The sequence below is a fragment of the Allobosea sp. FW305-C-101 genome (assembly GCF_058783685.1).
Genome location: NZ_JBYSYT010000001.1, coordinates 1,456,202 through 1,479,348 on the forward strand (window position 1 = coordinate 1,456,202; position 23,147 = coordinate 1,479,348).

The 23,147-nt window shown below is 67.7% G+C and carries 16 protein-coding genes; 12 read left to right on the plus strand and 4 right to left on the minus strand.

Annotation, left to right across the window (positions count from 1 at the left end; genetic code table 11):
• Positions 1-107: 107 nt before the first annotated feature.
• Positions 108-2,456, plus strand: coding sequence for a 5-methyltetrahydropteroyltriglutamate--homocysteine S-methyltransferase (gene metE / locus AC3WMA_RS06930; RefSeq protein WP_492284625.1), 2,349 nt, complete (start codon positions 108-110; stop codon positions 2,454-2,456).
• A 62-nt stretch (positions 2,457-2,518) separates the two neighbouring features.
• Here the strand turns inward: metE and AC3WMA_RS06935 are convergent, their stop codons facing one another.
• On the minus strand, positions 2,519-4,870 hold the full coding sequence (locus AC3WMA_RS06935) for a xanthine dehydrogenase family protein molybdopterin-binding subunit (RefSeq protein ID WP_492284626.1): 2,352 nt from the start codon (positions 4,868-4,870) through the stop codon (positions 2,519-2,521).
• A gap of 425 nt (positions 4,871-5,295) precedes the next feature.
• Here AC3WMA_RS06935 and AC3WMA_RS06940 point away from each other — a divergent pair, with 425 nt between their 5' ends.
• Both AC3WMA_RS06940 and AC3WMA_RS06945 read left to right on the plus strand, forming a co-directional pair.
• Positions 5,296-6,435 carry a GNAT family N-acetyltransferase gene (locus AC3WMA_RS06940; RefSeq protein ID WP_492284627.1) on the plus strand — a complete coding sequence of 380 codons (1,140 nt, stop codon included), beginning with the start codon at positions 5,296-5,298 and terminating at the stop codon, positions 6,433-6,435.
• 10 nt (positions 6,436-6,445) lie between these two features.
• Positions 6,446-7,444, plus strand: coding sequence for a glycosyltransferase family 2 protein (locus AC3WMA_RS06945; RefSeq protein ID WP_492284628.1), 999 nt, complete (start codon positions 6,446-6,448; stop codon positions 7,442-7,444).
• A 3-nt stretch (positions 7,445-7,447) separates the two neighbouring features.
• On the opposite strand, the gene AC3WMA_RS06950 is transcribed toward AC3WMA_RS06945, so the two are convergent.
• A complete protein-coding gene (locus tag AC3WMA_RS06950; RefSeq protein WP_492284629.1) occupies positions 7,448-8,710 on the minus strand; it encodes a lipopolysaccharide biosynthesis protein in 1,263 nt (420 codons plus the stop codon).
• Between the two features lie 265 nt (positions 8,711-8,975).
• On the opposite strand from AC3WMA_RS06950, the gene AC3WMA_RS06955 reads away from it, so the two are divergent.
• Genes AC3WMA_RS06955 through AC3WMA_RS06990 form a run of 8 tightly spaced genes read left to right on the plus strand, consistent with a single transcriptional unit; the run spans position 8,976 to position 18,197 of the window.
• Positions 8,976-10,400 (plus strand): GumC family protein, encoded by a 1,425-nt coding sequence (locus AC3WMA_RS06955; protein ID WP_492284630.1) that lies wholly within the window; start codon positions 8,976-8,978, stop codon positions 10,398-10,400.
• Positions 10,397-11,713, plus strand: a complete 1,317-nt coding sequence (locus tag AC3WMA_RS06960) for an O-antigen ligase family protein (protein ID WP_492284631.1) — start codon at positions 10,397-10,399, stop codon at positions 11,711-11,713. Before AC3WMA_RS06955 ends, AC3WMA_RS06960 begins: the two co-directional genes overlap by 4 nt.
• Positions 11,714-11,726: 13 nt before the next feature.
• A complete protein-coding gene (locus AC3WMA_RS06965) occupies positions 11,727-12,524 on the plus strand; it encodes a polysaccharide deacetylase family protein (RefSeq protein ID WP_492284762.1) in 798 nt (265 codons plus the stop codon).
• Positions 12,521-13,747, plus strand: a complete 1,227-nt coding sequence (locus AC3WMA_RS06970) for a glycosyltransferase family 4 protein (RefSeq protein WP_492284632.1) — start codon at positions 12,521-12,523, stop codon at positions 13,745-13,747. The genes AC3WMA_RS06965 and AC3WMA_RS06970 overlap by 4 nt, the downstream gene beginning before the upstream one ends.
• A complete protein-coding gene (locus AC3WMA_RS06975) occupies positions 13,747-14,958 on the plus strand; it encodes a glycosyltransferase family 4 protein (protein WP_492284633.1) in 1,212 nt (403 codons plus the stop codon). Before AC3WMA_RS06970 ends, AC3WMA_RS06975 begins: the two co-directional genes overlap by 1 nt.
• Positions 14,959-14,987: 29 nt before the next feature.
• Positions 14,988-15,866 carry a class I SAM-dependent methyltransferase gene (locus AC3WMA_RS06980; protein ID WP_492284634.1) on the plus strand — a complete coding sequence of 293 codons (879 nt, stop codon included), beginning with the start codon at positions 14,988-14,990 and terminating at the stop codon, positions 15,864-15,866.
• The gene (locus tag AC3WMA_RS06985) at positions 15,863-17,104 is read left to right on the plus strand and encodes a glycoside hydrolase family 5 protein (protein WP_492284635.1); all 1,242 of its coding nucleotides are present in this window, start codon (positions 15,863-15,865) and stop codon (positions 17,102-17,104) included. Before AC3WMA_RS06980 ends, AC3WMA_RS06985 begins: the two co-directional genes overlap by 4 nt.
• A gap of 7 nt (positions 17,105-17,111) precedes the next feature.
• Positions 17,112-18,197, plus strand: coding sequence for an acyltransferase family protein (locus tag AC3WMA_RS06990; protein ID WP_492284636.1), 1,086 nt, complete (start codon positions 17,112-17,114; stop codon positions 18,195-18,197).
• On the opposite strand, the gene AC3WMA_RS06995 is transcribed toward AC3WMA_RS06990, so the two are convergent.
• Positions 18,167-19,747 carry a glucan biosynthesis protein G gene (locus tag AC3WMA_RS06995; protein ID WP_492284637.1) on the minus strand — a complete coding sequence of 527 codons (1,581 nt, stop codon included), beginning with the start codon at positions 19,745-19,747 and terminating at the stop codon, positions 18,167-18,169. The two genes, AC3WMA_RS06990 and AC3WMA_RS06995, sit on opposite strands and share 31 nt — an antisense overlap.
• A 323-nt stretch (positions 19,748-20,070) precedes the next feature.
• Between AC3WMA_RS06995 and bglX the strand changes: the two genes are divergently transcribed.
• Positions 20,071-22,467, plus strand: a complete 2,397-nt coding sequence (gene bglX / locus AC3WMA_RS07000; protein ID WP_492284638.1) for a beta-glucosidase BglX — start codon at positions 20,071-20,073, stop codon at positions 22,465-22,467.
• A gap of 44 nt (positions 22,468-22,511) precedes the next feature.
• Here bglX and AC3WMA_RS07005 read toward each other — a convergent pair whose 3' ends face one another.
• Entirely contained in the window at positions 22,512-22,958 is a 447-nt protein-coding gene (locus AC3WMA_RS07005; protein WP_492284639.1) for a VOC family protein, read from the minus strand.
• Positions 22,959-23,147 lie beyond the last annotated feature (189 nt).

Consider the following 23,147-nt stretch of genomic DNA (forward strand, 5'->3'; position numbering starts at 1 on the left):
GGTGTCCCGGTGGTGCGCTTGGCGGCGCCGCCCGGATTCTTGCGTCCGGACGGTCCTCGTCCCGCGTCCGCTTTGGCCTTTGCCCCCAACTAGTCGGGGTTAAGCCTATGTCTCAATCAGTACCTGTCGCTGCACTCGGCACGCCGCGCATCGGTCCGCGCCGCGAACTCAAGACCGCGCTCGAAAGCTTCTGGGCCGGAAAATCCGACGAAAGATCGCTCGTCGAGGCCGCTGAGGGCCTGCGCGCGGCCAACTGGGCGCGCCAGAAGGCGCAAGGGATCAGCGTGATCCCGTCGAACGACTTCTCCTTCTACGACCAGGTGCTCGACACCAGTGTCATGGTCGGCGCGATCCCGGACATCTATGGCTGGAAGGGCGGGCCGGTGCCGCTTGGCACCTATTTCGCCATGGCTCGCGGCTCGCAGGGCGAAGCCGAGCCGCATACATCCTGCGGCCATGCCCATCACGACCACGATCATGCCCATGGCGTCCCGGCGCAGGAAATGACCAAGTGGTTCGACACCAACTACCACTACATGGTGCCGGAGTTCGCACAGGGGCAGAGCTTCGAGCTCGCCTCGCTGAAGCCGGTGGAGGAGTATCGCGAGGCAAAGGCGCTCGGCTACGAGACGCGCCCTGTCCTGCTCGGCCCGGTGACGTTCCTGAAGCTCGGCAAGTCCAAGGACCCGTCCTTCGATCCGCTGTCGCTGCTGGGCGAATTGCTGCCGGTCTATGTCGATGTGCTGCGCCGTCTCTCGGCGAATGGCGCTGAATGGGTGCAGATCGACGAGCCCTGCCTCGTACTCGATCTCGATGAGGCCGCCCGCACCGCGCTGCATCGAACCTATGCGACGATCGCGCATGCCCTGCCGCAGCTCAAGGTGATGCTCACCACCTATTTCGGAGCACTGGGCGACAATCTCGACACGGCGGTATCCCTGCCGGTCGCAGGCCTGCATCTCGATCTCGTCCGCGCGCCCGAGCAGCTCGATGCCGTTCTGGCTAAAGCGCCGCAAGGCCTGGTGCTCTCGCTCGGCGTGGTCGACGGTCGCAACATCTGGAAGACCGATCTGGAGGCGGTCCTCGCAAAGATCGAGCCGGTCGCGGCCAGGCGCGGCACCGACCATGTCCAGGTCGCACCGTCCTGCTCCATGCTGCACAGCCCGATCGATCTGGAACTCGAAACCAGTCTCGATCCGGAGGTGAAGAACTGGCTTGCCTTCGCGGTGCAGAAGATGGGCGAACTCTCCACGCTCGGCCGCGCGCTTGGCGGCGGGCGCGGCACCGTCAAGGACAGGCTGGCCGCCTCGACCACGGCAGCGGCCGCACGCAGGGCCTCGCCGAAGGTCAACGACAAGGCCGTCGCAGCGCGCATGGCTGCGGTCACGGAGGCCTTCGCCCGCCGCAAGACCGGCTTCGCGGAGCGTGCGAAGCTCCAGCGCGCCCGCTTCAACCTGCCCGCTTTCCCGACCACCACGATCGGTTCCTTCCCGCAGACGCCGGAGGTCCGCAAGGCCCGCGCCGCCCATGACAAGGGTCAGCTCGGCCATGCCGAATACGAGCAGTTCCTGCGCGAGGAGACCGCTCGCGCCGTGCGCTGGCAGGAGGAGATCGGCCTCGACGTGCTCGTCCATGGCGAGTTCGAGCGCAACGACATGGTGCAGTATTTCGGCGAGCAGCTCGCCGGCTTCGCCTTCACGCGCGGCGGCTGGGTGCAGAGCTACGGCTCGCGCTGCGTGCGTCCGCCGATCCTGTTCGGCGACGTCTCGCGGCCGAAGCCGATGACGGTCGAGTGGTGGCGCTATGCCCAGTCGCTGACGCGGCGGCCGATGAAGGCGATGCTGACCGGGCCGGTCACGATCCTGAACTGGTCCTTCGTGCGCGACGACCTGCCGCGCAGCGAGGCATCGAAGCAGATCGCGCTGGCGATCCGCGACGAGGTGCTCGACCTGGAGAAGGCCGGTGCGGCGATGATCCAGATCGACGAGGCCGCGTTGCGCGAGGGTCTGCCACTCCGGAAGAGCGACTGGAAGCACTACCTCGACTGGGCGGTGGAGAGCTTCCGCATCTGCGCGTCGGGCGTCGCCGACGAGACGCAGGTCCATACCCACATGTGCTATTCGGAGTTCAACCAGATCATCGACGCCATCGCGGCGATGGATGCCGACGTGATCTCGATCGAGACCTCGCGCTCGAAGATGGAGCTGCTCGACGCCTTCGTCGGCTACAAGTATCCGAACGAGATCGGTCCGGGCGTTTACGACATCCACTCGCCGCGCGTGCCGGATGTCGCCGAGATGACCGAACTCCTGAAGCTCGCACGCCAGCGGCTGAAGGACGACCAGCTCTGGATCAATCCGGATTGCGGCCTGAAGACCCGGAAGTGGGAAGAGGTCCGCCCCGCACTCGTCAACATGGTCGAGGCGGCACGGGAAATCCGCGCGGCCGCGCACTGACGAATGAAGCACAGCAGGCGCGACGGTGACGCCGCGCCTGCGATCCAAACCCGGCGACCATGTCAGGCCTTCGCGTGAATGGCCTTCCAGATCGCCAATGGCGTCGCCGGCATGTCGATATGGCGCACGCCATGGGGCGAGAGGGCATCGACGATCGCGTTCATGACCGAGGGCAGCGAGCCGGCGCAGCCAGCCTCGCCGCAGCCCTTGGCGCCGACCGGGTTGGTGCGGGTCGGCACACCCTCGCTGATGAAGGTGAAGAAGGGCACATCCGCGGCACGCGGCATCGCATAGTCCATATAGGAGCCGGTCAGGAGCTGGCCGTTCTCGTCATAGGAGGTCATCTCGCAGAGCGCCTGACCGATGCCCTGCACGACGCCGCCATGGAGCTGCCCCTCGACGATCATCGGGTTCACCAGCACGCCGAAATCATTGACCATGACATAGCTCGCGATCTCGACATGGCCGGTATCGGGATCGATCTCGACCTCGGCGATGTGGCAGCCATTGGGATAAGCTGAAGGAGCGGCCTTGAAGACGTGATCGACATCGAGCGTCCGCGGCAGGTCATCGGGCAGCGACGCACCCGCCTGCAGCTTGCGGGCGAGTTCCATGATGCCGATCGAGCGGTCGGTTCCGGCGATGGCGAAGCGTCCGTCGGTGAACTCGATATCGGCAGCGGCGGCCTCGAGGAAATGGGCGCTGAGCAGCTTGCCCTTCTCGATGACGCGCTCGCTCGCCTCGATGATCGCCGAGCCGCTCGCCATGATCGATTTCGAGCCGCCGGTGCCGCCGCCCGCGATCAGGCGGTCGCTGTCGCCCTGCACGAGCCTGATCTTGTCGAAGGGCACGCCGAGCTGGCTGGTCAGGACCTGGGCGAAGGGCGTCCAGTGGCCCTGCCCGTAATCGAGCGTGCCGGTGACGATGGTGACCGTTCCATCCGCTTCGAAATGGATGCCGCCCATCTCGTTGCTGGGCGGGGCGGTGACCTCGAGATAGCAGCCGATGCCGCGGCCGCGCAGCTTGCCGGCCTTGCGGCTGGCGCGCTCGCGCGCCCGGTAGCCCTTCCAGTCGGCCGCCTCCAGAGCGCGGGCGAAGAGCGCCGGGAAATCGCCGCTGTCATAGACCGTCCCGATCGGGGTCTGCCACGGCAGTTGCGCAGGCCCGATCAGGTTGCGTTGCCGGATGACGGCCCGGTCGATCCCCATCTCGCGGGCGGCGGTGTCGATCAGCCGCTCCATGAAATAATTGCCCTCGGGGCGCCCGGCCCCGCGATAGGCCGCGATCGGCACGGTGTTGGTGACGGCGCAGCGCGTCTGCACCTCGACCAGCGGCGTGCGGTACATGCCGACGCTGTTCTTGCCGATGTTGAGCGTCGCCATCAGCGGGCCCGGCGGCGAGAGATAACCACCCATATTGCCGAAGCCGGTGAAACGCGTCGCGAGGAAACGGCCGCGCGCATCGAGGGCGAGCTCCGCCTCGAACACCATGTCGCGGCCGTGATGGTCGGAGACGAAGCTCTCGGAGCGCTGGTCGGCCCATTTCACCGGCTTCTTCAGGAGGCGCGCGGCATGGAGCAGCACGACATATTCCGGGAACACGGCCGACTTCATGCCGAAGGAGCCGCCGACATGGCCGGTGATGAGGTGCATCTTCTCCTGCGGCACGCCCATCGCCGCCGCGAGATTGTTGCGCATGCCGAAGGCGCCCTGGCTCGGCGCATGGAGCGTGTAGCGCTTCGTCTTGCGGTCATAGGTTCCGATCGCCGCGCGCGGCTCGATCGGGTTCACGATGATGCGGTTGTTGACGATCCGCACCTTCGCGACATGGGCCGCCCCGGCAAAAGCCGCCGCGACCTTGCCGGCATCCCCGAAATGATAGTCGAGGATGAGATTGCCGGGCACGTCCTCGAAGAGCTGGGGCGCATCGGGGGCGAGCGCCGCCTCGGCGGAGGTGACCGCGGGCAGGATGTCGATATCGAGCGACACCGCCTCGGCGGCATCGCGCGCCTGCTGCACTGTCCGGGCGACGACCATGGCGACGGGGTCACCGACGAAGCGCACCTTGTCCGCCGTCAGCGCGTGCCGGACCGGCTTCCTCATCGCGGTTCCATCGCGGTTCGGCAGATCCACCACGCATTTCAGCGCGCCATAGCCCTGCCCTTCGAGGTCCCCGGCCGTGTAGATCGCCACGACGCCCTTCATCACCTTCGCGTCGGCGGTATCGATGCCACGGATGATGCCATGCGCATGCGGGCTGCGAACGAAGGCGGCATAGAGCTGGCCGTCCAGCGACAGATCGTCGGTGTAGCGTCCCTCGCCGCGTACGAGGGTCGCGTCCTCCTTGCGGGGAAGCGACTGGCCGATGCCGGCGCGTCCTGCGAGGCGATCTGGCTTGGAAACATGCATGTTCATCGCAAGGCACCACAGTCGAGTGAAGGCCGGAGCGGTGATCCCGAGCGGAGCGGCGGGAATGCCTCGGCCTTTCGCGGGCGCGCCCCCGGCTTTCAGAGTCGCGCTCAGCTGCGAGCGATCATAGGCATCCCCGGGCGCATTGGCGCCTGTTTCGTTGGCATAGCTCCATTGAACGTAGGGAAGCCCGCGGCACCGGCTCTTGGCGGCCGGACGATCCGCGATTCACCATAGAGCCTATCTTTTCTTTACTCATTCCATACAATTTGAACGTATAAGTTGTATCAACGTGATAACTCGCGTCGCCGGCGCCGGTTGCAGCGACCTCGGGAGCGGATGCCGGCCGTGACGACGTGGATGACCATGCCCAGCCCGTGACCGGTGCCTCGAATCCGCCCCCGCGATCCGCCCAGCGAGGATGCGCCCCGATGCTGCAGATGCAGGAAGAGACGCTCGCCGAGGCACGGCCTGCGCAACGTGGAGCGGTGAGGCCCGCCAGGCCATCCGACATCCCGGCGGTCGCCCGGCTGTTCCTGAAGATCTTCAGGGATGCCGACAAGCCTGCCGGCGCAGACCTGCAGAACTACCTGCGCACGCTGCTGCTCGCCTCCCCGTCCTATCACGAGAGCCTGGGCACCCAGGTCTACGAGCAGCGGGACGGGCGCATCCGCAGCGCGCTTCTGGCCGTGCCGATGCGTTTCGTCGCCTGCGGCAACATCGTGCCCGGGCGGCTGCTCGGCGTCTTCATGACCGATGCCGACCGGGAGGCGGCGGGCGCGGCGCAGCTCATTCTCGCCCTGCGGCCGAGACGGGCCGATTTCGCCTTCTGCGACAGCGCCTCGCCGACGAGCTGCAACCATCTCCTCGCCATCGGCGGCAAGCCGATCACCTTGCAGAATCTCGAATGGGCCCGCAGCTTCCGTCCGTTCGGCGCCCTCGCCGGGCGCTTCGACGCGCGCTTCCTACGGGGCAGGTTTCCCAGCCTGCCGGTTCTCGCCCACCCGCTCGACAGCCTGCTGCGCCGGCTGCTGCCGCAGCCAGATGCGCAGGGGCCAGGGACGACGCGCGTCGCCGAGATGCCGGTTGCAACGTTCCTCGTCCAGGCGCCGCGACTGATCGCCCATTACGCAGTGCGGCCGCTCTGGACGGAGGAGGAGCTGTCCTGGCTGGTGTCGCTGGCCGCGCAAAACACGAAGCTCGGCGCCTTCACGATCCGCTCCGTCCTCGACCGCAACCACATGATCATCGGCTGCTTCGTCTATTACGCGGCGCCCGGGCGGACCGCGCATGTGCTCAACGTCCTGGCGCTGCCGGGACAGGAGATCGCCGTGCTCGACGCGATGTTCCGCCATCTCGACGAGACCGGCCATGTCGAGGCGCGCGGGCGGGCGCAACCTGCGCTGATGGCCGGGTTGTCGCTGCAGCGCTGGGTCGTCTTCCGGCACCGGGCCTTCACCGTCGCGCTGACGCGCATCCCCGAGATCAACGAAGCGCTGGCGCGCGGCGATGTCTATGTCGGTGGCCTCGCCGGCGAGGACTGGAGCCGGCTCCTCACCGATTTCGATTGAGGCGGGTGCTATGACGGTCTCGGTCATCCTCAAGGCGCTGAACGAGGAGGCGCGGATCGGCGCTGCGATCGAAAGCGTCCAGGCTGCGCTCGAGGGGATCGGCGGCGAGGTCATCGTCGCCGATGGCGGCTCGCGGGATCGTACGCTTGCCATAGCCGCAAGCTATTCGATCCGGGTCGTCCAGCTCGCAGCGACGACGGCTCCGAGCTGTGGCATCGGCCCCCAGCTCGGCTTCCAGTACAGCCGCGCGCCCTTCATCTGCCTGATGGATGGCGACATGCTGCTCGATCCCGATTTCCTGCCCGAGGCGCTCGCCTTCCTCGCCGCCCATCCGCGTGCGGCCGGCGTGACCGGCCATGTCGAGGAGATGAACGACACGAGCCTCGAATATGTCCGGCGCGGACGCCGCGCCTCGCCGGAGAACCGCACGGGCGCGATCGACCGCATGAATGGCGGCGGCCTCTACCGGCGGGCGGCGATCGAGCAAGCCGGTTATCTCTCCGACCGCAACCTGCACGGCTACGAGGAATTCGACCTCGGCGTGCGCTTGCGGAGCCATGGCTGGACGCTGCACCGGCTCGACCGCCGCTTCGTCCGCCATTTCGGCCACGCGCTCAATGCCTACGCGCTGCTCGTGCGGCGCTGGAAATCCGGCTATCTGCGCGGGATCGGGGAATTGCTGCGCGGGGCGCTCGGCCAGCCGCGCTGGCGCCAGCTCCTTCGGGAGCTGCCGGAGCTCAGGCTCTGGGCCGGCGTCTATGCCCTGCTCGCCGTGATGATCGTGCTGCCCTTCGCGATGCCGAGCCCCCTGGCTGGCCTTGCCGTCGATGCCGCGCTCCTCACTGGTGTCGTCGGCGCGATGAGCCTGCGCCAGCGCAGCCTGTCGCTCGGGTTTTACGCGGTCGTCGCCTGGTTCTTCCACGCCGCCGCCCTGCCGCTGGGTTTCCTTCAGGCGCGCAAGGCTCCGGACGCCTGGATCGAGAGCCGGATCGTCAAGGACACTCCGTAGCGTTCAAGCTGCCGCGTCCTGTTGCGAAAGGCTGCGCCGCGCGAGCCGCAGCAGCACCCACCAGGCGATCACGACGATCGCGCCCTCGATCAGATAGAGCGCGATGAAGGTGCCGGCCGGGGCGGCAAGCCAGGTCGCGACGGCGATGAGGACGCTGCCCAGAAGGTTCGCGCCGTTCAGTATCCAGGCCCGCGCATCCTGGCGCCCGGACGCGCCGAGAAGGTCGACCGCGGCGGCCCAGGCACCGACGAGACCGATGGTACCCGCGAGGCAGCGCACGAAAAACGACAGCTCCTGATATTGCCGTCCGAACAGGGCGGGAAGCGCCGGCGCCAGCAGGAAGAGCGCGAGGCCGGTGACGGCGCCGAGCGCCAGTGCCGCGACGAGCGCCCGCCTCGCCAAGGGCAATGCGCGATGCAGGCCGTCGCGGCTCTCGCGTGCCAGGCGCGGATAGAGCAGCCGGTTCAGCGCGTCGATCGCGAGGTAGCCGGAATCCACGACCCGGCGGGCGACGCCATAGCTGCCGACCGTCGCGAGCGGGGCGAACAGGCCGATGACCAGCAGGTCGACATTCGAGCGGACCGCCCGCATCACGAATTGCGAGCTGAACAGGATGCCGGGCTTCAGCTCCTCGCGCAGGATCGCGAAGCGCGGCCGGCCCAGAGGCCGGAGCCAGGCCGCACCGGCGAGCGCGTAGAGCAAATTCCCCGCACATTGCCAGAGCGCCCATTCGGACAGGCTCGAGACCCCGAAGACCAGGCAGGCCAACGCCGCCGTGGCCATACGCGCCAAGGCGAAACCGATAACGGCACGGTTGGCGTCGTGAAACCGGCCGAGGCCGAGGAAGACGGTCTCGACGAGCAGGATCACCCTGACCACGACGACATTGCCGAACAACAGCAGCGCCAGCGTGGCGGTGTCGACGGAGGGACCCGAGCCGATCCGCAGCCACGCCGATAGCCCGGCAACGCCAACGCTGACGAGGGCAATCCCGGTGAAGGCGATCAGCAGGAGGTTGTGGCCGAGCAGACCCGCATAACGCCCCGGCTCACGCGAAACCCCGCGCAGCAGGCTATCGGAGGCACCGAGGCCGCAAAGCTGCACCGCGATGGCGGTGACGGCCGAGACCTGCACGAACAGGCCGAACTCGCTCGGCCCGAGCGCACGCGCCAGAATGGCGAAGGTCACGAGCTGCGAAAGCGCCGCCGAGGCCAGCGAGCCGCTCGACATGAGATAGCGGACGAGACCCGGAAGAACGCGCCGCAACCTCCCGCCTCCAGTCGATCCCGGCATCCTCTGCGCCACCCACAAGTTAAGGTTAACGTTTAATTGAAAACACTATCTAAGGTTGTATTTTTCTACCATAGAAGGATTACTTCAATCTGAAGACGATATTTCGCGAGTAACGCCAGTCCGGGTGACAGATGCTCAAGATTGCCGCCGCCAGCCTTCATCCAGCCTCCGACGCGCTGCCCGGGCCGACGCCGGCACGGCACGAAGCCGCCCCCCACGCTCACTGACGCAGATCGCCATGTACGTCACGACCGAAACCAGCCCGATGCCGGGCGGGAACGATGTCCCCTACCGACATGCCGTCGGCAAGGCTCTCCCGCCGGCCCATGCGATCAGCCCCACGCGGGTGCTGGGATGGCTCATGGGCGGCTGGCCGTGGCTGGTCGTGGCGGCTCTCGGCGGTGCTGTCGCGACCCTTGGTGCCGGCCAGCTCGTGACGCCGCGCTTCACCGCGACGACAGAGCTGACGATCGCGCCCTCCAACCTGCTGATCGCGCCCAACGATCTCTACGCGACCAATATCCAGAGCGACAGCCAGATCCTGGATGTCGAGAGCAAGATGCGGATGATCTCGTCCGGCAATGTTCTGCGACGTGTCGTCGAGGATTTGGACCTCCGGAACGATCCTGAATTCGCGCCCAGCCCGTGGCTGCCGAGCTTTCTGCGGTCCGCCGAACAGCCCACCGATACGGCCGAGCTCGCCCGCACCATCGCCCGGCGCATCACGGTCGCCCGACAGGAGCGATCCTATGTCGTCTCCGTCTCGGCCTGGGCGAGCAGCGCGGACCTCTCGGCCCGGCTCGCCAATGCCATCGCCGAAACCTTCCGCGCCGAGATCGTGCGGGCCGATGCCGAGCGCGTCGGCCGGGCGGCTCAGGGCCTTTCCTCCCGGCTCGGCGAGATCAAGGCCGCCGCGACGGAAGCCGAAGACCGGGTCGAAGCCTTCCGCAGGGCGCACGGCCTGCAGCAAGGGCTCTCGAAGCAGCCACTGAGCTCGGAGGCGCTGGAACGGATGAGCGCCAAGCTGACCGACGCCAAGGCGCGGCTGGCCGAGGCGGAGGCGCGTAACAGCGAGGTCTCGCGCTCGGTCTCGGCGCAAGGGGCGCAGGGCGGCGGCGTGCAGTCGCCTACGCTGACCGGCCTGCTCGCCGACGAGGTGGGCCTGCGCCGGCAGGTCGCCGTGCTCTCCAAGACGCTCGGGCCGCGCCACCCCTCCCTGACGAACGTGCTGGCGGAGGCCGATGCGCTGGCCAAGGCGATCAAGTCCGAGACCGAGCGTCTGCGGCGCGCGGCCCGTATCGAGCTCGATCAGGCAAGACGCGCGCTCGACACGCTGAACGGCGAGACGAAGGCGCTGCGCGGCAGCGTCTCTGTCGACGACCAGGCACTGGTCAAACTGCGCGAGCTCGAGCGCGAGGCCAGCGCCCGGACCGCGCTCTACCAGACCTTCCTGACGCGGGCCGGCGAGACCGCGCAGCGCCAGCAGATCGACGCCACGGATGTGCGCGTGATCACCCCGGCCACGGCGCCCGCGCGGCCGAACTGGCCGCCCCGCCCCATCGTCGCGGCAGCGGCCGGCCTGATGTTCGGCCTGCTGCTCGCGGGGAGCCTGCTCACGGGGCTCGGATACCTCCGCGCCATCCGCAGGAGCGCCACGCCATGATGGACCACACGCAACCGCGCGCCACCGGCCTCGCAGCGCCGATGCTCTTCACGGCGACGCTGCTGTTCTACCTGGTCACGCTGACGCCGTTCATTGACCTCTCGGCGGCCGGCACGGGCGATGCCGCGGCGGCCAAGTCGAACACGCTCAACCAGGTCGTCTATCTCGGCCTGACGGCGGCGCTGTGGTTCACCGTGCTCCGGTCGAGCGCCCGCCACCTCGTCGCGCGCCCGCGCGGCATCCTGATCGTGATGCTGATCTGGTTCGCGCTCGTCTCGGCCGTCTCGGCGCAACCCGACCTCGCGCTCAAGCGCGTCTTCCTGGCGGTGCTGACGATCGTGAACGGCAGCATCCTCCTCCTGCTGCCGCGCTCCGAGCGCCAGTTCGCGGGCATGCTGACGCTTTGCTGCCTCGGCGCGCTGGCGCTGGCCTATCTCGGCGTCACGCTGATGCCGCATCTCGCCATCCATCAGCCCGGCGAAATCCGCGAGCCGATGAATGCCGGTTTCTGGCGCGGCCATTTCGCCCATAAGAACGTCGCCGCCGCGGCGATGGTGATGATCAGCTTCGTGGGGCTTTATCTCTTTGGCACCGGCCGTCGCATCCTCGGCGTCGTCATGGTGCTGCTGGCCGCGGCATTCCTTGCCCGGACCGGCGGGAAATCGGCGATCGCGGCCCTACCGGGCATCCTCGCCATCGCCTGGGCCTTCGAGCGCTGGCGCGCCCTGCGTATCCCGATGGTCCTGCTCGGGATCGCCGCCATCAACATCCTGACGATCGGCTGCGCGATGTCCCCGGTCCTACGCAGCCTCGTCGCCCAGATCGGGATCGACCCGACCTTCACGAACCGCATCGACATCTGGAAGATCGGCGCCACTGCCGTTCTGGATAAGCCGCTCACCGGCCACGGTTTCCAGCTGCTCTGGCAGACCGACGCGATGGTCCACAAGGGCGGCGCGGCAGCCGGCTGGGCGTACGCGGCCTTCAACGGCCACAACGCCTATCTCGACATGGCGATCACCACGGGTCTTCCCGGCCTCGCCCTGACGCTCGTCCTTCTCGTCTGGCTGCCGCTGCGCGACATCAGCCGGTCGGAGGCGACAGCCAACGACCCGGCGCTGACCCGCCTCTTCGTGCGGATCTGGCTCTACGGAATCCTCGCGGCCTGCGTCGAGAGCCTGTTCTTCCAGTCGGGCAGCCTGATCTGGTTCATGCTGGTCGTCGCGATCTTCGGCCTGCACCTCCAGGCCAGCGCACACGAGATCCGCGAACCGGCGAACCATCCCCGCAGCCTGGAGCCGGCCCATGCGTGATCCCGACGCGACGATGACGGCTGCCTCCGGCCACGCGGCGCGCCTGCCGGCGCTGCTCGACCACTATGCCGCCCGCCTGGAGAACCGGCTGATCCGCGCCGTCCCGCGGCAGGTCATGCAGGTCCCGGCGCGAGAGCCGATCGTGTCCTTCACCTTCGACGACGTGCCGGCTTCCGCCCTCGACGCCGGAGCGGCGATCCTCGAAGCCAACGGCGTCCGTGGCACCTTCTACATCTCGGGAGGGCTGGAGGAGCAGGTCGAACCCGGCCGCACGCTGATCGACCGCGCCGGCTGCCGGGACCTCGCGGCACGCGGCCACGAGCTCGGCTGCCACAGCTTTTCCCATCACGACCTGCGCCATGTCGCCGGCGACGCCTTGTCCGCCGATCTTGCCCGCAACGCGGCCTATCTCGACGCCGTCGATCCGCGAACCACCCGCCGGAACTTCGCCTATCCCTACAATAGCGGCTCCCTCAGGAAGCGCGCCCTGCTCGGCCGCCTCTTCCGCAGCTGCCGGGCCGGCGGCGAGGGGATCAATCGCGGCCCGACGGACCCGGCTTTCCTGCGCGCAGTCGAGATCCGGCAGCCGCAACAGCATGTGTTGGGGCTGCCGCGCTGGATCGACGCGCTGGTCGTCGATCCCGGCTGGCTGATCTTCTTCACGCATGATGTCTCGCCGCAGCCCACGCCCCATGGCTGCACGGCCCCCAGCTTCCACCTGCTGGTCGGCTACGCGCTCGCACGGGGCTGCCGGGTTCTGACCGTCGATGCCGCGCTCGACCACATGGGCCTGCGGGAGGCCGAGCGATGACACGCGCGCGCCGGCTCCTGGCCATCAACAACTACTTCTACCGCCGCGGCGGCGCCGAAAGCGTCTTCCTCGACCATATCGACCTGTTCACGGCAGCCGGATGGGATGTCGTTCCCTTCGCGATGCAGCATCCCGCCAACCTGCCGAGCCCATGGTCCGGCTATTTCGTCTCCGAGATCGAATATGGCGCAGCCGGCGGACCGCTCACCAAGGCCCGGCAGGCCGCCAAGGTGATCTTCTCGCAGGAGGCCCGCCGCAATATCCGCAACCTGATCGGGCAGGCGCGGCCGACCGTTGCGCATGCCCATAATGTCTACCACCACATCTCGCCCTCGATCTTCGGTGCGCTGAAGGCCGAGGGCGTGCCGCTGGTGATGACCGCGCATGACCTGAAGATCGCCTGCCCAGCCTACAAGATGCTCAGCGGCGGCCGCATCTGCGAGCGCTGCCGGGGCGGGCGCATCCACAACGTCCTGCTCCATCGCTGCGTGAAGGATTCCGTCGCGGTCAGCGGGCTTGTGCTGATGGAGACGCTGCTCCATCGCAGCCTCGGCCTCTATCGCGACACGCTCGACCGCGTGATCGCGCCGAGCCGCTTCTACCGCGAGAAGCTGATCGCCTGGGGCTGGGACGCAGACCGCATCGTCCATATCCCGAACTGCATCGATGCCAGCGAGTACAGGCCCGCGCCCGCTGAGGGCGGCTATTTCGTCTATGCCGGGCGGCTCGCGCCCGAGAAGGGACTGGCCACGCTCCTGCGCGCCGCCGCGCTCTCGCGCCAGCGACTGGTGCTGGCCGGCAGCGGCCCGGAAGAGGAACGCCTGCGCCGGCTGGCCCAGGATATCGGCGCCGATGTGAGCTTCGCCGGCCATCTCGACAAGCCGGCGCTCCAGCGCCTGATCGGCGAGGCGATTGCGCTCGTCCTGTCTTCCGAATGGTACGAGAACGCCCCGGTCAGCATTCTCGAGGCCTATGCGCTCGGGCGCCCGGTCATCGGCACGCGGATCGGCGGCATTCCCGAGCTGGTCGTCGATGGCGAGACCGGCCTGCTGGTCGAGCCCGGCAATGCCGCCAGCCTCGCCGACGCCCTCACCGCCCTCGCGGGCATGCTCCCCTCCGCACGTGCTGCGATGGGCGCGGCCGGGCGCGACTGGGTCCTGCGCGAGTTCTCACCCGGCCGATACCGCGAACGCACCCTCAACCTGTACGAGGCGATCTGCTGATGTACACCCTGGTCCCGCCCCTTCCCGCCACCCTGCCCGAGAGAAAGGTCGTCTTCGTCGGCCTGCGCGGCGTCCCCGACATCCAGGGCGGGGTCGAAACCCATGTCGCGGCGATCTCGACGCGGCTGGCGGAGCGCGGCTGGCGCGTCGAGGTGCTCGGACGCGCACCCTACCTTCGATCGCGACGTCCCTATGTCTGGAAAGGCGTCACCGTCACGCCGGTCTGGTCCCCGCGCTCGCGCAGCTTCGAGGCGCTGCTGCATACGATGCTGGGGCTGTTCGTCGCGGCCCGTGACAATGCCGATCTCGTGCATGTCCACGCGATCGGGCCGGCCCTGCTGACCCCGCTCGCGCGCCTGCTCGGCCTCCATGTCGTGGTGACGCATCACGGCTTCGACTACGAGCGGCAGAAATGGGGCCCCGTCGCCCGGTCGATCCTGCGGACCGGCGAGGCCATGGGCATGCTGTTCTCACATGCGAATATCGGCGTGTCCAAGGCGATCGTCGATGCCGTCCACCGCAAGTTCAGCGTGAGCGCGACCTTCATCCCGAACGGTGTCGAAAAGCCGCTCGCGGAACTGGGGACCGCCTATCTCGACCGCATCCAGGTCAGGCCGCGGCGCTACATCCTCTGCGTCGGCAGGATCGTCGAGGAGAAGCGGCATCTCGACCTGATCGAGGCCTTCGCGCGCCTTTCCGCTCCCGATCTCAAGCTCGTCATCGCCGGCGCGGCCGATCATGCCGGAAGCTACCAGCGGGCCGTCGCGGCTGCGGCCGCGGCGACGCCCGGCGTCGTGATGGCGGGTTTCCAGCGCGGCGAGGCGCTGTTCCAGCTCTACCGGCACGCCGCCCTGTTCGTCCTGCCATCGAGCCATGAAGGCATGCCGATGGTGCTGCTTGAGGCGCTGAGCTACGGCGTGCCCTGCCTGGCCAGCGACATCGACGCCAATCTGGCGCTTGGTCTCGGAGAAGGCAGCTATTTCCCGCTGGGCGCCGCGGACCGTCTCGCGGAGGCGATGCGCCGGAAGCTCGACACGCCCGACACCGCCGATGGCGCAGAGCGCGCGGCCCGCATCCTCGACTCCTTCGGCTGGGGGGCGATCGTCGATCGCACCATGGATGTCTACGAAAACGCGCTTCACGACTGGCGGCCGGGCAACGTCCGTCATGGCGGCGCCGGCTTCAGGAAACGCGTCGAGTTCGGGGGCTGACGATGAGGCTGGCGCTACGAAACCTCGAAATGACCGTGCTCGGCCTCGGCTTCCTCGGCCTCGCCTGGGGCAAGAGCAAGCTCAACGGCTACACCACGCCGAACGACGTGGCGAAGTCGGACGCGGACGGCCAGATCGCCTATCTGCTCGATATCTTCGCCTCGCTGCGCCGCTTCATGCCGCCGGATTTCGATCTGCGCGGGCGGGACGTGCTGGAGCTCAGCCCCGGGGCATCGCGCGGCAATGGCGTGCTCTTCCTCGCGCTCGGTGCCCGATCCTATCACGCGATCGACGTGTTCGATCTTGCTGCCGGGGAAGATCCCACCTTCTACGAGCGGCTGCTCACGCGCTTTCCGGACGGTTTGCCGGCGGACCGGGAACGCGCGCTATCGCTCGCTTGCGCGCCGGGCTCCCGCGATTTCGGCTATGCTGTCGGGCGCGATTTCGACATTCCGCGCCTGGCCGAGGGGCGATTGTTCGACCTGATCGTCAGTTGCGCGGCCTTCGAGCATTACGATCATCCCGCGAGCGCCATCGCGGCGATGACCGAGGTCGCACGGCCGGGCTGCGAAGCGGTCCACATCATCGACCTGCAGACCCATTCGCGCTGGATTCGCGAGCAGGACCCCAACAACATCTATCGCTATCCCGAAGCGCTCTACCGGCTCTTCGCCTTTCCGGGGCAGCCGAACCGCCAGCGCCCCGCGAGCTATATCAGTGAGTTCGAAAGCTCAGGCTGGAGTGACGTTTGCTTCGTGCCGTCGCGGACGATCGAGCCCGCGCTTCGCGAAGCTTCGCTCAGCGGCCTGGCCGCTCCGTTCGCGGGGCTGGACGGCATGACGATCCTCGATGGCGCCCTGACGGCACGTTATCGCGGCGGGGCGGTCGTCACGGAGCCGGCATCATGACGACCCGCCGATCACTTCTCACCGGCATGGTCGGCCTCACGGCATCCGCTGCTGCCGGGAGAGGGCGAGCAGCAAGCCATTCCGACAGCGATATCCCGCAATTCCGCCGCGGCATCGGCGTCTCGCATGCACTGGGCTGGGCCGAGGTCGCCGCCGACGGCTCCTATGGCGAGGCGCCCTTCTCGGCCCCGCGCTTCCGCTTCGACGCGGCGCAGCGGCAGGCGATCCGCGCCGCGGGCTTCGATTTCGTGCGCTTGGCGGTCGATGCCGGGCCTTTCCTCGCGTTCCAGGGCGCGGCCCGCGACCGGCTCGATGCGCTTCTCATGAGCACGGTGCGCGACCTGCTCGATGCCGATCTCGGCGTGATCGTCGACCTGCATCCGAGTGCGATGCATCCGGCCTACCGGCCGGCTGCCCTGACTGCGGGCGTGGCCGCGCCCCACTTCCGGGCCGTGCTCGGCTTGCAGCAACGGCTGGCCGGTCTGCTCGGGCGACTGGCCGAGGACAGGGCGTCCACCGGCCTGCCGAGGCTCGCCTTCGAACTGATGAACGAGCCGGAAGTGCCCCAGCCGGTCTGGCAGCCCATGCTCGAAGCCAGCTACAGGGCCGCCCGCATGGGCTCGGCCAGGCTGCCGCTCGTTCTGGGTGGCGGGTCGATGAATGCGGCGGCAGCGCTGACGGCGATCGATACGCGACCTTTCGCGGGCGATCATCGCCTGATCTATACCTATCACGACTACGCGCCCTGGCAGTTCACGCATCAGGGCGTGCGCGGCAGCCCGGCCCATGCGCTGGATGCGATCCCCTACCCGGCACCGCCCTCGGCCGACGCGATGACAGCGGCAACCCGACGACGCATCGCCAAGCTCGGCTTGGAAGGCGCTGCGCTGGCCGAGGCCCGGAAAGCGAAGCGAACCCTCGCGCGCTACGCCGGGTTCGATCGCTCGGCCCTCGAACGGACCTTCCGGGAGGTGAGTGCCTGGCGCAGCGCTCAGCGCCTGCCGGCTCACGCCGTCCTGCTCGGGGAATTCGGCGTGCACAGGACGCCCTATCTGAGGACGCCAGAGGGAAACGCCTCTCGCGAAACCTGGCTGCGCGACATGCGCCAGATCGCCGAGGCCCATGGCTTCGCCTGGGCCGCCTGGACCTATGCGGGAACCGGCGGCTTCGCGCTTGCCGAGAACGAGACCGGGCCGGGCTTCGACGGGACGACGCTCCGCGCGCTCGGCTTGCGATGAGGCCGGCATGACGCCCCAGCGCTATGCCCATCTCGACGGATTGCGGGCGATCGCGGCACTCGGCGTGATCGTCGAGCACCTGTTCGGTGACCTGCTTCGGCAAGCGCCCACCGCGACGGGACCGATGAGTGTTGTCGCTCGATCGGTCTCCGAGAATCTGAGCCTCGGCCGGTTCGGCGTGGCGTTGTTCTTCCTGATCAGCGGTTTCGTCGTGCCTTTCAGCATCTCCGGCGAGACACCGCTCCGGCATTTCGCGATCTCGCGGCTGTTCCGGCTCTATCCCGCGTTTTGGCTGGCGCTCGCCTTGCTGATGCTGGCTGGTGGATTGCCCCCCACGGCAACCGTTCTGGCCAACATGACCATGGCTCCGACGCTCTTCGGCCAACCCTGGCTATCACCGATCTACTGGACTTTGTTCGTCGAACTCGCCTTCTACGCCCTCGTCGCCTTGCTGTCCGCGACGGGGCTCCTGCGCCATGTCGGCGCCCTGCTTGCTCTCAGCCTAGGCCTGATCGCCGCCACCGCCCTGCCCGTTCAGCTGCGCGTGCAGGACGTCGCCGAGCTGCCAGTCCAGTATCTCGGCATGCACCTATCCTTCCTGTTCCTCGGGCTTCTCCTGCGGCTCTGGCTGGTCGAACGCAGGCCCGGCGCAGGCCTTGCGACGCTCGCTCTCGGCCTTGCGCAGCTGGCGGCTCTGCTGGCGGTGGCGTCGTTCTCGCTGGCGCGCGGCGACAATTTCGTCATGGAGGGGCTCACGCCCGTCCTCGGCGCCTACATCGCGGCCCTCGCGGTCTTCCTCGCCGCCCTCCGGCTGGAGCGGCCGCGCTCCGGCCTGCTCGCCCGTATCGGGCTGATCAGCTATTCGCTGTACCTGTTCCACGGGATCGTGAACGCCGCCGTCTATCGCGTCCTGCCTCTGAGCGGCGGGATCGGCGATATCGGCACGATGCTGATCTGCGTCGGGCTGACCCTAGCGTTGTCCTGGCTCGTCTATCGAGTTGTCGAGCGCCCGCTGATCAGGCTCGGGCGCGCGCTATCGGCGGGGCGCGAAGGCCCCGCCACCTACTCCATCGCCTTGAAGCGGTTGAGATAGGTTTCCTTGTTCGTCGCCGCCTGCGAGGCCGGCAGCCTGAACTTCCAGGTCTCGGTCAGCGTGCGGTCGCCGAGCTTCAGCACCGCCGTGAGATCGGACGAAACCGCAGGGTTCTTGATCTTGATCCGGTAGCTCAGGCGCCAGCCCTGAATGGCGGGGTTGGGCTGCAACTCGGTGCCGACGATCTCGACATTCTCGTTGGCGCCGACCACGGCTGTCGGCCGGGCATCCTTCGGGAGCTTGCGCAGCGAAGGTCCCTTGAAATCGATCAGGAAGGCAAGCGTGCCGTCCCCGGCGCGGATCAGGTTGGACTGGTAGAACTCACCGCTCGAACGCATCGTCTGCCAGACATGCGAGATGTCGCCCTTCATCAGGGCCGGCTCGTCCATCGTCCAGTGCATGCGGTAGTCGAAGCGCATCGGCTCGCCGAAGGGTGGCCTCACGTCCGGCACCCAGAGCGTGACGATGTTGTCGTTGGTCTCGTCGGCGGTCGGAATCTCGACGAGGCGGACATTGCCCTTGCCCCAGTCGTTGGTCGGCTCGATCCAGGCGCTCGGGCGCAGGTCGTAGCGGTCCTTCAGGTCCTCGTAGCGCGAGAAGTCACGCCCGCGCTGGAGCAGGCCGAAGCCCTTCGGGTTTTCCGCCGCGATGTCGCTGATCGTGACCATGGACGGGTTGACCAGCGGGCGCCAGATCCATTCGCCATCGCCACGCCGAACGGCAAGCCCGTTGGAATCGTGGATCGCGGGGCGGAAATTCGGCGTCGGCGAGGGCTGCTGCGGACCGAAGAGGAACATGCTGGTCAGCGGCGCGATACCGATCGTCGTCGGCGAAGCGTCCCGCCGCAGGAAGATCCGCGACTTGACGCTGAGAACGGCGTCGGCACCCGGCGTCAGCGTGAACTCGTAGGCGCCGGAGGCGCGCACCGAATCCATCAGCGCGTAGAAGGTCAGGTGCTTGTCCTTCGGCTTGGGGCGGCGCAGCCAGAACTCGCGGAAGGCGGGAAACTCCTCGGCGATCGGCAGCCCGGTATCGATCGCCAGCCCGCGCCCGGACAGGCCATAGATCTGGTTCTTGCCGATGACGCGGAAATAGCTCGCGCCGAGCACGCTCATGATCTCGTCGAGCTTCCCGGCCTTGTTGATCGGATAGACCACCCGGAAGCCGGCCCAGCCGAGCTTGCTCGTGGCGTCGCGGTCGAAATGCAGGTCGGCGAAGTCGAAGCGCCCGGAATCGTAGGGGATTTCGTGAGCGGCACCGTCGACGATCTCGCTGATCTTCACCGGCGTGTTGAACTGCATGCCCTGGTGATAGAAGGCGAGCTTGAACGGGGTCTTGTGCTCCATCCAGGCGAAGCGATCGCGCTTCGGCTGCATCTTCTGGTAGTCGGCGAACTGCATCTTGCTGAAGACGTCGGGCAGGTTGCTGACCGGCGCGACATAGGGCGCCTCCGCCAGCGCCCTGGCCTTGGCGACCACGTCGTCGAGCCCGAATGTCGGGCGCTGCTGCGCGAAGGCCGACGGGCCGGCGACTGCCGCAGCGGCGAGCATGCCGAGCGCCAGACCGAGACGCGCGAGACCGGACCCGCTCCGGGCCTGTCCGCACCGGTTCAGCAGCCGCATCAGCATGGGTCGGGCTGAAGAGGAAGACCGGGCCATGAGCGGGGCCCCGTCGGCGGAACGGGTCGACAAGTTCACACTAGCTCCTTAAAGGTGGGCGTCGGCGGGACGGAGCGCTCGTCCTCTGTTGACGGCGGCGCGACCCAAGCACAAATGCCCATCATCGCGACGAGGGTCAAGGAATGAGCGCCGTTCTTCCCGAACCGCTCCCGCGCTCCCCGTCACCCCCGACAACCTGAGTGAACGAAATCAGCATGGATCATCAGAAGGCTGCGCCGGTCGTCGAAGGACTGGAGACGGTGTCCCCTGAGGAGGCCGCTGCCGGCCTCTCCCGCCGGCAGGCGCTCGGTGCCATGGCCTCGGCCGCCTTCGTGGCCGGAATGGCGGCGCTTCCCGCCGCGGCCAAGCCGAAACAGGCCCGCGCCGCCGATCCGGCTGCCAAGAAGAAGGCCTTCGTCGACAAGCTGATCGCGCAGATGACGGTGGACGAGAAGGTCGGCCAGTTGCGCCTGATCAGCATCGGCCCCGAGATGCCGCATGCGCAGCTCATGGACGAGGTCGCGGCCGGGCGCATCGCCGGCTCGTTCAACACCGTGGTCCGGCGCGACAATCGGCCGCTCCAGGAGGCCGCCGTCAAGCGCTCGCGCCTTAAGATCCCGCTCTTCTTCGCCTATGACGTGGTCCACGGCCACCGCACCACCTTCCCGATCCCGCTCGGCCTGGCGTCGAGCTTCGACATGGCCGTGATCGAACGCATGGCCCGCGTCTCGGCCGTCGAGGCCTGCAATGACGGCGTCGACATGACCTTCGCGCCGATGGTCGACATCAGCCACGATCCGCGCTGGGGCCGCACCTCCGAGGGCTTCGGCGAGGACCCGTTCCTCGTCAGCGAATGCGCGCGAGCGAGCGTCCGCGGCTTCCAGGGCACCTCGCCTGACCAGCCGGACACCATCATGGCCGCGGTCAAGCATTTCGCGCTCTACGGGGCGGTCGAGGGCGGGCGCGACTACAACACGGTCGACATGAGCCTGCTGCGCATGCACCAGGTCTATCTGCCGCCCTATCGCGCCGCGATCGAGGCGGGGGCCGGCGGCGTCATGGTCGCGCTCAACTCGATCAACGGCGTGCCGGCGACCTCCAATATCTGGCTGCTGCAGGACCTGCTGCGCAAGCAATGGGGCTTCAAGGGCGTCACCGTCAGCGACCATGGCGCGATCACGGAACTGACGCGCCACGGCGTTGCCCGCGACAACCGCGAGGCTGCCAAGCTGGCCATCCGCGCTGGCATCGACCTCAGCATGGCCGACCAGGTCTATCTCGCGGAAGTGCCCGGCCTGATCGCCTCCGGCGAGATCAAGATGGCCGAGCTCGACGCCTGCGTGCGCGAGGTGCTCGGCGCCAAATACGACATGGGCCTCTTCGCCAACCCGTTCCTGCGGATGGGCAAGCAGGAGGACGATCCGGTCGATGTCCGCTCGAACGACCGCCTGCATCGCGAGCCGGCCCGCGAGATCGCGCGCGAGTCCATCGTGCTGCTGGAGAACCGCAACCAGACCCTGCCGCTGAAGAAGCAAGGCACGATCGCGCTGGTCGGACCGCTGGCCGATTCCGGGCTCGACATTCTCGGCAGCTGGTCGGCGCAAGGCGTCGCCGAACAGGCCGTCACGGTCAAGGCCGGCATCGAGAAGGCGATCGGCGACAAGGCCAAGCTCTTGATCGCGCGCGGCGCCAATGTGCTCGATGACCAGAAGATCGTCGACTACCTGAACTACCTCAACTGGGACAAGCCCGAGGTCATCCAGGACCCGCGCCCGCTCGACGCGATGATCGAGGAGGCCGTCGCCGCCGCCAACCAGGCCGATGTGGTGATCGCCGTCGTCGGCGAGGTGCGCGGCATGTCGCATGAATCGTCGAGCCGCGTCACGATCGAGATGCCGGGCTCGCAGCGCAAGCTGCTGCAGGCGCTGAAGGCGACCGGCAAGCCGCTCGTCGTCGTGCTGATGAACGGCCGCCCGCTCGCGATCGGCTGGGAAAAGGACAATGCCGACGCGCTGCTGGAGACCTGGTATGCCGGCACCGAGGGCGGCAACGCCATTGCCGACATCCTGTTCGGCGACCACAACCCCGCCGCCAAGCTGCCGATCAGCTTCCCGCGCTCGGCCGGCCAGATTCCGACCTATTACAACGCGCTGCGGATCGGGCGCCCCTTCACCCCGGGCAAGCCCGGCAACTACACCTCGCAATATTTCGAGGAGGAGCAGGGCGCGCTCTATCCGTTCGGTTTCGGCCTGAGCTTCAGCAGCTTCACCCTGACCGACCTCAAGCTCTCGGCAGCCCGCATCAAGCGCGGCGAGAAGCTGACCGCCGAGGCGACACTGACCAATACCGGCAGCTTCGCGGGCGCCAACGTCGTGCAGCTCTACATCGCCGACCCCTACGCCTCGATCGCGCGGCCGATCAAGGAGCTGAAGGGCTTCCAGAAGGTGACGCTGAAGCCCGGCGAGAGCCGCGTGGTGCGCTTCGAGATCGGCCCGGACCAGCTGAAGTTCATCAACGGGGACCTCAAGGAGGTGCTCGAAAGCGGCCAATTCGACGTGCAGCTCGGCCTCGATTCCCGCGACGTGCTGCAACAGTCCTTCCATCTCGTGTGAGTGTGCCGCCCCGCGGGTTCCGCGGGGCGCGCCTGACAGCCTGATCAGCCCTGCGACGGCTTCCAATCCGCCACGGGGATGGTGTTGATCATCCAGGGAATGCCGAACTTGTCGGTGAGCGAGCCGAAGCCGGGCGACCAGAAGGTCTCGCCGAACGGCATGCCGGCCCGCCCGCCCTCGGAGAGCTGATCGTACCAGCGCTGGCCCTGCGCCTTGTCATTGGTATGCAAGGTGACGTCGAAACCGTTCTTGGGCTTGTCGACATTCGGAGCCCAGGCCGTGTCCATGTCGGCGCCCATCAGGGCCTGGTCGCCAATCTCCAGCCAGCAATGCATCAGCCAGGTCTTGTACTTCTCGTCGGTGATCGGCATGTCGGGCGGCGCGTCACCATAAGGCATGGCCGCGGTGATCTTGCCGCCGAGGACCTTGGCGTAGAACTCGAATGCGGCCCGGCATTCACCCCGGAAACTCAGGCTGGTCACGATCTTCATGGTCGTCTCCATTGTGACGGGAGCTTCGGCGCCCCTCGAATGGCTTGATATCAATATATCGACACGCCTGTGTCAGGATGACGAATGCCGGCCACCGCCGAACGTTCCCTGCCTCCGTGCACCCTCATCTGAATCCTGCCTGCCGCCACGCCCATCGCGCCGCTGCCATCAACGCCTCTTGCCTAACTG